This window comes from Bacillus xiamenensis, from assembly GCF_001857925.1.
GTDB classification, from domain to species: Bacteria; Bacillota; Bacilli; order Bacillales; family Bacillaceae; genus Bacillus; species Bacillus xiamenensis.
The window spans coordinates 2,870,899-2,885,023 of record NZ_CP017786.1; the positions used below are offsets into that span (position 1 = coordinate 2,870,899).

General features: G+C 42.4%; 13 protein-coding genes and 1 other annotated feature. Of the genes, 12 read left to right on the forward strand and 1 reads right to left on the reverse strand.

What is annotated here, in order from left to right:
• The first annotated feature begins 9 nt into the window (after positions 1–9).
• From dltC to BK049_RS14615, 3 genes are all read left to right on the forward strand, one after another.
• Positions 10–246 carry a D-alanine--poly(phosphoribitol) ligase subunit 2 gene (dltC, locus tag BK049_RS14605; RefSeq protein ID WP_008362036.1) on the forward strand — a complete coding sequence of 79 codons (237 nt, stop codon included), beginning with the start codon at positions 10–12 and terminating at the stop codon, positions 244–246.
• Positions 246–1,412, forward strand: coding sequence for a D-alanyl-lipoteichoic acid biosynthesis protein DltD (dltD, locus tag BK049_RS14610; protein WP_071168832.1), 1,167 nt, complete (start codon positions 246–248; stop codon positions 1,410–1,412). Before dltC ends, dltD begins: the two co-directional genes overlap by 1 nt.
• A 95-nt stretch (positions 1,413–1,507) precedes the next feature.
• Positions 1,508–1,927 (forward strand): YkvA family protein, encoded by a 420-nt coding sequence (locus BK049_RS14615; protein WP_008362032.1) that lies wholly within the window; start codon positions 1,508–1,510, stop codon positions 1,925–1,927.
• A 229-nt stretch (positions 1,928–2,156) separates the two neighbouring features.
• Here BK049_RS14615 and BK049_RS14620 read toward each other — a convergent pair whose 3' ends face one another.
• Positions 2,157–3,200, reverse strand: coding sequence for a lactonase family protein (locus BK049_RS14620; RefSeq protein ID WP_071168833.1), 1,044 nt, complete (start codon positions 3,198–3,200; stop codon positions 2,157–2,159).
• Positions 3,201–3,632: 432 nt separating this feature from the next.
• Between BK049_RS14620 and ilvE the strand changes: the two genes are divergently transcribed.
• The 9 genes from ilvE to ddcA all read left to right on the forward strand — a co-directional run bounded on the left by ilvE (position 3,633) and on the right by ddcA (position 14,073).
• Complete coding sequence (gene ilvE, locus BK049_RS14625; protein WP_008357987.1) at positions 3,633–4,547, forward strand: branched-chain-amino-acid transaminase; 915 nt, start codon at positions 3,633–3,635, stop codon at positions 4,545–4,547.
• Positions 4,548–4,555: 8 nt separating this feature from the next.
• Positions 4,556–4,803 (forward strand) — a binding site (T-box leader).
• Between the two features lie 122 nt (positions 4,804–4,925).
• The gene (ilvB, locus tag BK049_RS14630; RefSeq protein WP_008357985.1) at positions 4,926–6,650 is read left to right on the forward strand and encodes an acetolactate synthase large subunit; all 1,725 of its coding nucleotides are present in this window, start codon (positions 4,926–4,928) and stop codon (positions 6,648–6,650) included.
• Positions 6,647–7,165 carry an acetolactate synthase small subunit gene (gene ilvN / locus BK049_RS14635; RefSeq protein WP_071168834.1) on the forward strand — a complete coding sequence of 173 codons (519 nt, stop codon included), beginning with the start codon at positions 6,647–6,649 and terminating at the stop codon, positions 7,163–7,165. Before ilvB ends, ilvN begins: the two co-directional genes overlap by 4 nt.
• Before the next feature lie 18 nt (positions 7,166–7,183).
• Positions 7,184–8,212: a ketol-acid reductoisomerase gene (gene ilvC / locus BK049_RS14640; protein WP_008357979.1), complete on the forward strand. Its 1,029-nt coding sequence runs from the start codon at positions 7,184–7,186 to the stop codon at positions 8,210–8,212.
• On the forward strand, positions 8,199–9,752 hold the full coding sequence (locus tag BK049_RS14645) for a 2-isopropylmalate synthase (protein ID WP_008357978.1): 1,554 nt from the start codon (positions 8,199–8,201) through the stop codon (positions 9,750–9,752). Before ilvC ends, BK049_RS14645 begins: the two co-directional genes overlap by 14 nt.
• 18 nt (positions 9,753–9,770) lie before the next feature.
• Positions 9,771–10,868: a 3-isopropylmalate dehydrogenase gene (gene leuB / locus BK049_RS14650; RefSeq protein WP_071168835.1), complete on the forward strand. Its 1,098-nt coding sequence runs from the start codon at positions 9,771–9,773 to the stop codon at positions 10,866–10,868.
• Positions 10,869–10,910: 42 nt separating this feature from the next.
• Complete coding sequence (gene leuC / locus BK049_RS14655; protein ID WP_008357974.1) at positions 10,911–12,326, forward strand: 3-isopropylmalate dehydratase large subunit; 1,416 nt, start codon at positions 10,911–10,913, stop codon at positions 12,324–12,326.
• A 13-nt stretch (positions 12,327–12,339) separates the two neighbouring features.
• The gene (leuD, locus tag BK049_RS14660; protein ID WP_071168836.1) at positions 12,340–12,939 is read left to right on the forward strand and encodes a 3-isopropylmalate dehydratase small subunit; all 600 of its coding nucleotides are present in this window, start codon (positions 12,340–12,342) and stop codon (positions 12,937–12,939) included.
• 126 nt (positions 12,940–13,065) lie between these two features.
• A complete protein-coding gene (gene ddcA, locus BK049_RS14665; protein WP_008357970.1) occupies positions 13,066–14,073 on the forward strand; it encodes a DNA damage checkpoint antagonist DdcA in 1,008 nt (335 codons plus the stop codon).
• Positions 14,074–14,125 lie beyond the last annotated feature (52 nt).

Consider the following 14,125-nt stretch of genomic DNA (forward strand, 5'->3'; position numbering starts at 1 on the left):
TAGAAAATTATGGAATTTAAAAATCAAGTATATGGTATTATTGCAGAGGTCTGTCAGGACGATGTTGTGAAAGAAAATCCAGAGATTGCGATTTTTGAGGAAGGTCTTCTTGATTCATTTGGTACAGTTGAATTGCTCATGGCGATTGAAAGTCATCTAGGAATTACTGTTCCGATTACAGAGTTCGATCGTGATGTGTGGGATACGCCGAATCACATTGCTGAGCAGCTGGCAGAGATGAAGTAATGAAAAAGCGTTTTTTTGGGCCGCTTATTTTGGCGGCTGTTCTATTCATTGGTGTTCTTCTTGTACCAAATGCATGGCTCTTACATCTGATCCCAAAAGACAAATTACAAAAGTCAGCCACAGAGTTAGATCCAGAGATGTTCCAAGGGCTTTATTTACAAGATGAAATGCTAAAAGATCCAACTTATTTGCCGATCTATGGATCTTCTGAACTATCACGTTTTGATCCATATCACCCTTCGAATTTCTTTCATGAGAACAATCAAGGGTTTACACCTTATCTTATTGGAAAAGGTGGATCACAATCATTAATCCATGCCATGAACTTCGCAGCGCATATGGATGAATTAAAAGGGAAAAAGCTTGTGTTTATCGTGTCCCCACAGTGGTTTGTGAAATGGGGATCTGACGAGAATCACTTTGCACCTAACTATTCAGCGCTTCAAGCGTTGAATCTTGCCTATAATAAAGAAATTAATCCGTCTGTAAAAAAAGAGCTGATGAAAAGAATCATGACGTTTAAAGCAGTGAAGGACGACATGGTGATTACAGAGCTTTTTAAAGCAGAGCTTTCTGGGAACAAATTCGCATTTCGCGCGATTTCTCCTATTGCGAAAATGTATTATGGGATGCTTCAAAAGAAAGACATGTACTATACGATTGGATCGGGGCATGAGCGCGAGCTTCGTCCGTCTCCTTCAGTCAAAGGGAAATCTTGGACTGAACTTGAAAAAGAAGCGAGTGTATTAGCTGCGGAAAAAGCAGGGGATAACCCGTTCTATATGGATCAGAGACTGTATGACCGTAAACTAAAGCCGATTATGAGTAAGATGAAGGATTCCCGCCAAGGTCATTCTTATGCCGAATCACCAGAATACAAAGATTTTCAGATCATGCTGGATATTTTAAAACAGGCAGGGGCGAAGCCTTTGTTTGTGACGATTCCTGTCAACGGAAAATGGTATGACTACACTGGGTTTCCGAAAGAGGGACGTACAGAGTATTATGAAAAGGTCAATCGTCAAATTCGAGAAAACGGGTATGAAGTCGCAGATTTGACTTCACATGAGTATGATCCATATTTCTTTAAGGATACGATTCATGTGTCTTATAAAGGGTGGGTGTACATCGATAAGGCGATCGAAAAGTTTTACAAAGAGCAGTAGAATGCAGCAGATTTCTGCTGCTTTTTGTTTGTCGAATGAGTGAATTTCCTGTATAAATAGGGTGAAAGGGCTATGCTGAATATGGAGGCGATACAATGAATCGTTCTGAGAAAAAAGAACTATTAAAGCGTTCGAAGAAGCATTTTAATGATCATGCCTTTTGGGAAAAGTTAAAAAAGACGGCACAAAAAGCTGGGGTCTCTCTTGTCTATGCTGTGCTATTACTTTACTATACATTGCAAAAACCAGAAGTGCCTGTTAAAGCGAAGACCCTCATCATTGGCGCGTTAGGCTACTTTATCCTTCCGATTGATCTCATCCCCGATACGTTGATTGGTGTCGGCTACACAGATGATTTAGGAGCGATCACATTTGCCCTGCTTCAAGTGGCGATGTATATTGATGATGATGTCAAAGGAAAAGCGAAAGACAGGCTGGCAAAGTGGTTTGGTGAGAAAACCGATACGTCTATTATTGATCAAAAGCTTGAGGATGGCGGTATGCCGTCTGCATAAAGAAAAGCCTCCAAAACGGAGGCTCCAGCGTGTAGACAAACCCTTGCATTCTTTGTCAGTCCTGCGTGCCGGTGCTCACGAATGTTAAACTCGCTCCGCACCGGTACTCGTCCTTCCTAGACTGCAAAGGTTTTCAGTTGACGCTGAAAAGAAGATAAAGGGCTAAAATAAAGATCATTTTAGCCCTTTGTCAACAATCTGAAGCCTCCAAAACGGAGGCTTTTTTTCATTACCCTAAAAATTTCACGCAAACTGGATGAGGAACGGTGATGTCTGATTGTAAGACAGTGAGTCGTCCTGTTTCTTTGTCGCGTTTGTATAATACAAGATTGCTAGATTCTTGGTTTGAACCGACAAGGAATTCTTCTGTTGGGTCAAGAACAAAGTCTCTAGGCCAATTTCCTTCAGATGAAGCGATCTCGACAAGGCTTAGTTTGCCGTTCGCATCTGCTTTGAAAATTGCGATGCTGTCATGTCCGCGATTTCCTGCATATACAAATTTGCCGTCTGAAGAGACATGAATTGCGCTGCCTTGATTGTTCTCTGTAAAGTCACTTGGAATGGTTGCAATCGTTTGAATCTCTTCAAAATGACCGTCTTCAAAGTAACGAAGCACAATAACCTCTGAGCTGAGCTCTGTCATGACATATGCCACCTGTTTCGTTGGATGGAATGTGATATGGCGCGGACCGCTACCTGGTTTTGTTTCAAATGTATGAACGAGCTCGAGCTTGCCGTCTTCTTTCTTGTACGTATAAATCCCGTCTGTTCCAAGGTCAACAGCCACTGCAAATTGTTCATCTGGTGTCAGACCCATAAAGTGCGTGTGCGGTTTTTCTTGACGGTCTTCGTTAGGGCCAGTTCCTTCATGCTGCGCCTGTGACAGCGTGCGGATGACTGAGCCGGTTTCAGCATCGATTTCATACATCTCTGCTGTTCCTTTATGATAGTTCGCTGTAAAAGCTGTTTTCGTTTGACTGTCCACACTGACGTGACAAGGAGAAGCGCCATCGGCAAGCTCTTGGTTGATGAAAATCAGTGCGCCGGTTTCTGGATCAATTTGATATGCAGCAAGACCGCCCTGCGATCCTTTTTTGACAACAGCATACACAAATTTTTGAGAATCTGAGACTGTTAAATATGTAGGATTTTCAAGTTCAGCAGCCACTTCTACTTGTTCAATCTGCTGCTTGTCCGTATTTAATGTAAAAGAATAGATTCCTTTGCTATCTCCCTTAGTATACGTTCCGATATAACCTCTGATGTTAGCCATGTGTTGCCCTCCTTCTATAAGATGCTCTCATTCTATCATAATTTGATAGGAAAACGCTTTATAAAGGCATTCCGAATGAAAAAACAAAAAAGATGAAATCTGACAACATTCATCAAAAACCATGTGAAAAAATATCACAAAAGTTTGTTCAAAAGAAAACCGTTCATGTAAAGTAAATAAATTGAAGAGAAAATACAAAAAAATTAAAGTTTTTTCATTCCTTGTCTAGCAAAGGTGTAAGCGTATACATTTTATTTTGATTAGTCTAAATTGTCTAATAATTTTAAAAATGCTGTTGACACTGCATGGAAAGCGACGTAAGATGGGTTCAACAAAAGCAAACAAACACGCAGAGCATGCGAGAGAAACTTCAAAATTAAGTGTCAGAAAATTCAACTACTTCTTGATTGAAAGAGAGGGTGCTCACTGAAAATGGAAGACCAAAAGGAACAGTGGATCTTTTTAAACGATGAACTCGTGAAAAAAGAGGATGCGAAAATTTCAGTTTATGATCATGGCTTCTTATATGGTGACGGTGTGTTCGAAGGAATACGCGTGTATAACGGAAATATCTTTCGAATGAAAGAGCATTTAGACCGCCTGTATGATTCCGCCAGATCCATTATGCTGAACATTCCATATTCACTTGAGGAACTCACTGAAAAAATGATTCATACAGTTGAAAGGAACGGCCTAAAGGATGCCTACATCCGTCTTGTCGTCTCAAGAGGAGCGGGTGATCTTGGTTTAGATCCTAACAACTGCGGGAGAGCCAACACAGTGATCATTGTAGAGCCGCTGGCCATCTTTCCAAAGCACCTATATGAAACAGGTATTGATATTGTGACAGTACCAACGAGACGAAATCGTCCGGATGTACTCAGTCCAAAAGTGAAATCATTAAATTATTTGAATAACATTCTTGTCCGAATCGAAGCCCAAATGGCTGGTGTAAGTGAAGCGCTGATGCTGAACGATCAAGGGTACGTGGCAGAAGGTTCTGCGGACAACGTGTTTATTTATAAAAAAGGCAAGCTTTATACACCGCCAGGTTATATCGGCGCACTTGAAGGCATTACAAGAAATGCCATCATGGAGATTGCAGAAGACCTAGGCTACGAAGTGAAAGAAGAACCATTCACAAGACATGATGTGTATACAGCTGAAGAAGTCTTCCTGACAGGAACCGCAGCTGAAGTCATAGCCGTTGTCAAAGTTGACGGTCGTACAATTGGTGAAGGAAAGCCAGGATTCCACACAAACAAACTTCTTGAACAATTCCGTAAGCGAGTCGTTGAAGAAGGAGAAAAAGTAGTCTTTGCAGATGAAAACATTCACGCAAGCTAAATAGATATCGATAAACGTTGAAGAGGAATAGTAGCTTTAGAGTCAGTATCTACAGAGAGCCGGTGCTAGCTGAAAACCGGTGTTACTTTCTAAAGTGAACTCACCTCTGAGTGTCTGCTTGAAATGATAGTAGGGCAGGCCGAGTGACATTGCTTCACTCGTTACCAAAATGGACGAAAGATGTCCATGAGACGGCAGCATGATTTGCCGTGAACAAGGGTGGTACCGCGAAAAACAAAGCTTTTTCGCCCCTTTGACCTAGTGAAAAGTAGTGTCATTGTGGGGTGAGAAGGCTTTTTTATATGGTCTCATATCTCGATCTTGAATGGAAAAGGGTGAAAAAACTTGACTGAAGCAAGACAAAGAGGAGGAAATCAAATGGGGACAAATGTACAAGTGGAGACGGAAAAATCAACTGCACCACAAACGATGAACGGTGCACTCATGTTAATTGAAGCACTCAAAAGAGAAAAAGTAGAAGTCATTTTCGGATATCCAGGCGGAGCCGTTTTACCAATCTACGATAAAATTTACGATTCTGGTTTATTTCATGTTCTGCCAAGGCATGAGCAAGGAGCGATTCACGCAGCAGAAGGGTACGCAAGAGTATCTGGTAAACCAGGCGTTGTGATTGCAACATCAGGACCGGGGGCGACAAACCTTGTTACAGGTATTGCAGATGCAATGATTGATTCACTGCCTCTTGTTGTATTCACAGGACAGGTGGCGACCTCAGTCATTGGATCAGATGCTTTCCAAGAAGCAGATGTACTCGGTATCACAATGCCGATTACAAAGCACAGCTATCAGGTCAGACGTCCAGAAGATTTACCAGGTGTCATTAAAGAGGCGTTCCACATCGCAACAACAGGCAGACCTGGTCCAGTCTTAATTGATATTCCAAAAGATGTCGCAAGCATTGAAGGAACATTTGAATACGATCAGCCGATTGATTTACCTGGGTATCAGCCCAAAATCGAGCCGAACTATTTGCAAATTCGCAAATTAGTAGAAGCTGTAAGCAGAGCAAAGAAACCAGTCATTTTAGCAGGAGCTGGCGTTCTTCATGGTAAAGCGTCAGAAGAATTAAGAAAGTATGCGGAGCAGCAGCAAATTCCGGTTGCTCATACGCTCCTTGGACTTGGCGGATTTCCGGCTAAGCATCCCCTTTTCCTTGGGATGGCAGGGATGCACGGCACATACGCATCAAACATGGCGCTTCATCAATGTGACCTGCTCATTTCAATCGGAGCTAGATTTGATGATAGGGTAACAGGCAACCTCAATCATTTTGCAAAGCATGCGAAGGTTGCTCATATTGACATCGATCCAGCGGAAATTGGCAAAAACATTCACACGCATATCCCGGTTGTTGGCGACAGTAAGCTAGTGCTTCAAGAGCTGATCAAGCAGGACGGGAAACAAGGTGAATCAGATGAGTGGAGAAGCCAGCTAGATCAGTGGAAGGAAGAATATCCACTTTGGTACGTTGAAAACGATGCTGAGGGCTTTAAGCCTCAAAAGCTGATCGAATACATTCATCAATTTACAAAAGGTGAAGCCATTGTCGCAACAGATGTTGGACAGCACCAAATGTGGGCTGCACAATTCTACCCATTTGAAAATGCAGATAAGTGGGTAACATCTGGAGGGCTTGGCACAATGGGATTTGGTTTGCCGGCAGCCATTGGCGCACAGCTAGCTGATCAAGAGGCAACCGTTGTGGCGATTTTAGGAGACGGAGGTTTCCAAATGACCCTGCAAGAACTTGCCGTTATCCGTGAGCTGAACCTTCCAGTGAAAGTGATTGTTCTCAATAATCACAGTCTTGGAATGGTAAGACAATGGCAAGAAATTTTCTACGAAGAACGCTACTCACATTCTAAATTTTCAGAGCAGCCAGACTTCGTAAAATTATCTGAAGCTTATGGCATTAAAGGAATCAGAATTTCATCAGACGAAGAAGCGAAAGAAAAGCTTGAAGAAGCGTTAACGTCTAGAGAGCCTGTTTTCATCGATGTCAATGTAGCGAGAGATGAGAAAGTATTCCCGATGGTCGCGCCGGGGAAAGGACTTCATGAGATGGTGGGGGTGAAACCTTGAAAAGAATTATTGTGTTGACTGTATTAAATCGATCAGGCGTACTGAACAGAATCACAGGCCTTTTTACAAAAAGACATTATAACATTGAAAGCATTACGGTCGGCCATTCTGAGATTCAAGATGTATCACGCATCACGTTCGTCGTCCATGTAGACCAAGAGAAAGACATCGAACAGCTGACAAAACAGCTCAACAAACAAATCGATGTCCTCAAAGTAATTGATATTACAAACCAATCAATCGTTCAGCGAGAGCTGGCTTTGATAAAAGTCGTATCTGCACCAGCATCTAGAATGGAAATCACAGGGGTCATTGAGCCTTTTAGAGCTTCTATTGTCGATGTGAGCAGAGAGAGTGTCGTCATTCAGGTGACAGGTGAGTCTTCAAAAATTGAAGCACTCATTGAATTACTTAAGCCATATGGCATTAAAGAAGTCGCCAGAACTGGCACAACGGCCTTTGCGAGAGATAATCAGCAAAAGACGCAAACCAATAAAACAATTTCAATTGTCTAAACAAAAGGAGAGAGTCAAATGGTAAAAGTATATTATAACGGTGATATTCAAGAAAACGTATTAAACGGTCAAAAGGTTGCCATCATTGGTTACGGATCACAAGGTCATGCACATGCACTAAACTTAAAAGAAAGCGGCGTAGATGTGATCGTCGGCGTGAGAAAAGGTGGTTCTTATAATAAAGCTCAAGAAGACGGCCATCAAGTGTTCACAGTAAAAGAAGCAGCAGCACAAGCAGATGTTGTGATGGTTTTACTTCCAGACGAACAGCAAAAGAAAGTATATGACGAAGAAATCAAAGATCAATTAGAAGCAGGTAACTCACTTGTATTCGCACACGGATTCAACGTTCATTTCCATCAAATTGTTCCTCCTAGTGACGTAGATGTGTATCTTGTGGCTCCAAAAGGTCCAGGACATCTTGTAAGAAGAACTTATGAGCAAGGCGCTGGTGTACCTGCACTATTTGCCATCTACCAAGATGTATCAGGTCAAGCGAAAGACAAAGCACTTGCTTATGCAAAGGCAATCGGCGGAGCAAGAGCGGGTGTACTTGAAACAACATTTAAAGAAGAAACGGAAACAGATCTATTCGGTGAGCAAGCAGTACTTTGTGGAGGTCTTACTTCATTAGTAAAAGCAGGATTCGAAACGTTAACAGAAGCTGGATATCAGCCAGAGCTTGCATACTTCGAGTGTTTACATGAGCTGAAGCTGATCGTTGACCTAATGTATGAAGAAGGATTAGAAGGCATGAGATATTCAATCTCTGATACGGCACAATGGGGTGACTTCGTATCAGGACCACGCGTTGTTGATGCAAAAGTAAAAGAATCAATGAAAGCAGTCTTGACTGACATCCAAAACGGAACATTTGCAAAAGAATGGATCGTTGAAAACCAAGTGAATCGTCCACGTTTCAATGCGATCAATGCAAGTGAAAGTGAGCACCAAATTGAAATCGTAGGAAGAAAGCTTCGTGAAATGATGCCTTTCGTTAAACAAGGAAAGAAAAAGGAAGCGGTGAGCGTCGGTGCGAAAAATTAATTTTTTTGACACAACACTTCGAGATGGTGAGCAATCACCAGGAGTGAACTTAAATGCACAAGAAAAGCTAATCATTGCAAAGCAGCTTGAGCGCCTTGGGGTAAATATCATTGAAGCGGGTTTTCCCGCTTCATCCCGAGGGGATTTCTTAGGTGTACAAGAAATTGCAAGAACCATCAAAAACTGTTCTGTAGCAGGGCTTGCACGATGTGTGAAGGGTGATATTGATGCTGCATGGGAGGCGCTAAAAGATGGGGCGCAACCAAGAATCCACGTTTTTATTGCAACTTCTGATATTCACCTTAAGCATAAACTAAAGAAAACACGTGAAGAAGTTGTGGAACAGGCTGTTTCAATGGTGAAATACGCAAAAGAACGTTTTCCAGTTGTTCAGTGGTCAGCAGAAGATGCATGCCGTACCGATCTAGCTTTCTTAGCAGAAATTGTAGAAAAGGTCATTGATGCAGGAGCCAGTGTCATTAACTTACCTGATACAGTTGGATACTTGGCGCCAAAAGAGTACGGAAATATCTTTAAATATATGAAGGAACACGTTCCAAATATTGACCGCGTGAATTTGTCAGCACATTGTCATGATGATTTAGGGATGGCGGTGGCAAACTCACTTGCCGCGATTGAAAATGGAGCGGATCAAATTGAAACGGCTGTCAACGGGATTGGAGAGCGAGCAGGGAATGCCGCTTTAGAAGAAATTGCAGTGGCTCTTCACATTCGAAAAGATTTTTATCAGGTCGAATCAACGATTCAATTGAATGAAATTAAGCGCACAAGTGATGTAGTGAGCAAATACTCAGGTATGATTGTGCCGCGTAATAAAGCAGTCGTTGGAAACAACGCGTTTGCACATGAATCAGGCATTCACCAAGATGGTTTCCTCAAAGAAAAAACAACCTATGAAATTATTTCTCCAGAGCTTGTAGGCGTTACAACAGATGTGCTTGTCCTTGGTAAACACTCCGGAAGACATGCGTTTAAAGACCGCTTGAAAACACTAGGCTTTAAACTAACTGAAGAAGAAATCAATAAGTTCTTCCAAACATTTAAGAACTTAACAGAGAAGAAGAAAGAAATCACAGATGATGATTTGATCTCTATTATATTAGAAGAAAAAGTAGCAGACCGTAAAATCGGCTATGAATTTGAAAGCCTTCAAGTCCACTATGGGACAGAACAAATGCCAACTGCGACGGTTTCTCTTAAAAACCAAGAAACGCAGGAACTCATTCAAGAAGCAGCTACAGGTGCTGGCAGTGTAGAAGCTGTATACAACACACTCGAGCGCTGTATGGAGGAAAGAATTCATTTGCTAGACTACCGTATTCAATCAAATGGAAAAGGTAGAGACGCGCTAGCGGAGGTATATGTCACTGTTTCAATAGAAGGAAAAGAAACAGCAGGACGCGGTGTAGCGCAAGATGTGCTGGAAGCATCGGCTAAAGCTTACGTCAATGCGGTGAACAGGCATTTAATCTTTAAATCAAATCTCATTGAAATTGAGAAACATCACGCAATCTCATAGGAAAGGAGGAAGGGACTCATGAAAAAGAAAATTGCACTTTTGCCCGGCGATGGAATCGGACCGGAAGTCGTGACATCAGCAGTCGCTGTTTTGCAAGAAACAGCGGCTCAATTTCAACACGAATTTGAATTCGAAACAGCCCTCATTGGCGGTATAGCGATAGATGAAAAAAACCATCCGCTTCCTAAAGAAACAGTAGATGTGTGTAAAAGCGCAGATGCGATTTTATTAGGAGCAGTTGGCGGACCTAAGTGGGATCAAAATCCGTCAGAACTTCGCCCGGAAAAAGGCTTGCTCGCTATTCGTAAACAGCTGGACTTATTTGCAAACATCCGTCCTGTCAAAGTATTTGATAGCTTGAGCGAGGCTTCACCGTTAAAACAGGATCATATTAGCGGAGTAGATTTTGTCATCGTTCGTGAATTAACAGGAGGCCTTTATTTTGGTGAACCTAGCGAGCGCTATACGGATGATGAAGGCAAAGAAGCTGCTGTTGATACGCTTCTTTATACAAAGGAAGAGATTGTCCGTGTATTAAAAGAAGCGTTCGACATGGCGTTAACGAGACGGAAAAAAGTAACGTCTGTGGATAAAGCGAATGTTCTTGCTTCTAGTAAACTATGGCGGGATGCGGTTGAAGAAGTTGCTTCCCAATATCCAGAAGTCGCATATGAGCACATGCTCGTCGATAATGCTGCCATGCAGCTTATTTATAAGCCCGCTCAATTTGATGTCATCGTGACAGAGAATATGTTTGGGGACATTTTAAGTGACGAAGCTTCTATGATTACTGGCTCACTCGGTATGTTGCCATCTGCTAGTTTATCAAGCACCGGACTCCATTTATATGAGCCGATTCATGGTTCAGCACCCGATATTGCGGGGCAAAACGTTGCAAACCCTCTGGCTACCATTTTATCAGCAGCCAGCTTGCTAAGAACATCTTTTGCATTAGAAAAGGAAGCGGCTGCAATCGAAGAAGCCGTCGAAGCCGTTCTTGCCTCTGGCAAACGAACAAAGGACTTAGCAGCAAAAGAGGGAACGTACCAAACGACTGACGAAATTACGACAGCCGTTGTAGACGCACTTAAACAGCGCACGAAAGCAACTGTATAAATAGAAATCTTGTTGAATTAGGTAGAGGGAGGAAAAAGGGTTATGCCTCGAACAATCATCGAAAAAATATGGGATCAGCATGTTGTGAAAAACGGCGAGGGAAAACCAGACCTTTTATATATTGATCTGCACTTGGTGCATGAGGTGACGTCACCTCAAGCATTTGAAGGATTAAGACAAAAAGGACGCAAGGTGAGAAGGCCTCAAAACACATTTGCAACGATGGATCACAACATTCCGACTGTGAATCGATTTGTGATCAAAGATGAGATTGCAAAGAAGCAAGTTAGTGCTTTGGAGCGCAACTGTGCTGAATTTGGAGTCCGTCTAGCTGACCTTCACAGTGTAGACCAAGGAATTGTTCATGTCGTTGGACCAGAGCTTGGTTTGACACTTCCGGGGAAAACAATCGTTTGTGGAGATAGTCATACATCCACACACGGCGCATTTGGCGCACTTGCCTTCGGGATCGGTACAAGTGAGGTTGAACATGTACTTTCCACACAAACACTTTGGCAGCAGCGTCCGAAAACACTAGAAATTAGAGTAGACGGAAAGCTTCAAAAAGGGGTAACAGCCAAAGATGTCATTTTAGCAGTCATTGGCGCACATGGCGTGAAGTTCGGTTCAGGCTATGTCATTGAATACACTGGGGAAGTATTCAGAAACATGTCAATGGATGAGCGGATGACCGTTTGTAATATGTCGATTGAAGCAGGTGCAAGAGCAGGATTGATCGCACCTGACGAAGTGACCTTTGAATATTGCCGCGGACGCAAATATGCACCGCAGGGTGAAGATTTCGAAGCAGCCATTAAAGAATGGAAAGAACTAAGAACAGATCCGGGTGCAACCTACGATAAAACCATTGTTTTAGATGGAAATGAGATTTCACCAATGGTGACGTGGGGGATTAACCCAGGAATGGTGCTCCCTGTGGATGCAGCGATTCCAGGACCAGAGGATTTTGCACAAGAAGATGATCAAAAAGAAGCCATGCGTGCTTATGAATACATGGGAGTTCACCCGCATCAGCGTATTGAAGATATTAAGATTGAGCATGTATTTATTGGCTCATGTACGAACTCAAGAATGACTGATTTACGCCAAGCAGCTTCTATGATTGAAGGACAAAAAGTAGCTGATCATGTTAGAGCGATTGTGGTGCCTGGCTCTCAAAGTGTCAAACTGCAAGCAGAAAAAGAAGGTCTTCATGAAATTTTCCTTGAAGCAGGTTTTGAATGGAGAGAATCTGGCTGCAGTATGTGCCTGAGCATGAATAACGATGTGGTGCCAGAAGGCGAACGCTGTGCGTCCACGTCAAACCGTAACTTTGAAGGGCGTCAAGGGAAAGGCGCAAGAACACACCTTGTCAGCCCGGCAATGGCTGCAATGGCTGCAATACATGGCCGATTTGTCGATGTCAGGAAGTTTAATCAAGAGAAAACAGTCGTGTAAGGAGTTGTCATAGATGGAGCCTTTAGTCACTCATAAAGGAAAAGCCGCTGTGCTTAACCGTATTAATGTAGATACAGATCAAATTATTCCGAAGCAATTTTTGAAAAGAATCGAACGAACAGGCTATGGCCGATTTGCCTTTTTTGACTGGCGTTATTTAGATGATGGCAGCCTGAATCCAGATTTTGAGCTGAATCAGCCGATTTATGAAGGAGCATCCATTTTGATCGCAGGAGAAAACTTCGGCTGCGGCTCATCAAGGGAACATGCACCTTGGGCACTAGATGATTATGGCTTCAAAATTGTCATTGCGCCATCATTCGCAGATATTTTTCATCAAAACTGCTTTAAAAACGGGATGCTTCCGATTCGTCTTGATTATGATGTGTGGAAAACATTTGCTGCATCATATGAAAACAAAGGATATGAGATGACGGTTGATCTGGAAAAACAACAGATTCAAGACCACGAAGGGAACATGACTCCTTTTGATGTAGATCCTCACTGGAGAGAAATGCTCCTGAATGGCTATGATGAGATTTCATTAACATTGTTACTAGAAGATGAGATTCAGGCATTTGAAGACAAGCGCAGCAGCTGGCTGCGTGCATAAACAACGAGAAGCTGTCCGCCCGAGGTGAGACAGCTTCTTTTTTTTCATGAAAACCTCTCGTTACTTGTGTTTACTAACCTTCGTTGGTAAACTGATAAAAAATATGCGCCCGAAAGGAACGTAAGCATGAAACATGACAAGAAGAAAGATAATGTCATTTTGTTTCCTGGTCTGAAAGAAAGACTGATTGAAAAAGGAATGGCAGCATTAAAAGATAAACAGTATCAAGAGGCGCTTCACTTATTTTCTGAAGCGAAATCTTATGATGACGATGAAGAATCCGATATTCACCTCGGTATGGCGATTTGTTTTCTAGAGCTTGGTGAGCTGCAGGATGCAAAGCGTGTGTGTGAAAAGATGTTAAATGAAGGATATGGTCACTACTTCACAGTGCTTCAAGTATATATGACCATCTTAATTCAGCTGAAAGAATACGAGGAAGTCAAACAGACGATTGAGGCTGTACTCGAGGAGAACCACCTTCCAGCAGAAAGTGCGGAGCATTTTTATAAGCTGCTTGAATTTAGCAGAAAGATGATTGAATCGCCGGAAGAGATTTTAGACGAAGACGAGAATGACAGCGGTGAAATCAATATAGATGATATGCTGGAGCGGCCAGAAGAGCAGGTGCAGTTTATCCATTCTTTAAAAGACCGCAATATTACACCGCACATGGGTCTATTAAATACAATTTTACAGAAACCTGACGGAAACCCTTTGGTCAAATCATTGATCTTACAGCTCTTGTCAGACCATGATGTGGCAAAGCCGGTTCATGTGACAAAATTCGGAGACTCTTTAACGCTTGTTCCTTCGGAGGCGGTGAAGCCAGAGCAGATGCCGCTTCTTCAGCAAGTATTGCGTTTGCTGGATGACACACTCGGCAATGAGAATCCAACCCTTTATCAAGGGGTGGAAGAGTTATGGCGCAGACACTTATTTGTGCTTTATCCATTTCTTCCAAAATATACTGATCCAAACCTTTGGGCAGCGTCACTTCATAAAGTCGGCTATGAAATGCATGGGATCGAAATTGACCTTGAAGAATTGCATCTATTGTATGATTTTAACGAACGAGAGCTGAGAGAGGCTTGTACAATGCTGAAAGATATTGAAGAAATTTCTTATTTGTAATTTGTCGATTTAGTTGAAAGACGGACTTGTTATGTTATAATATAATGGTTGT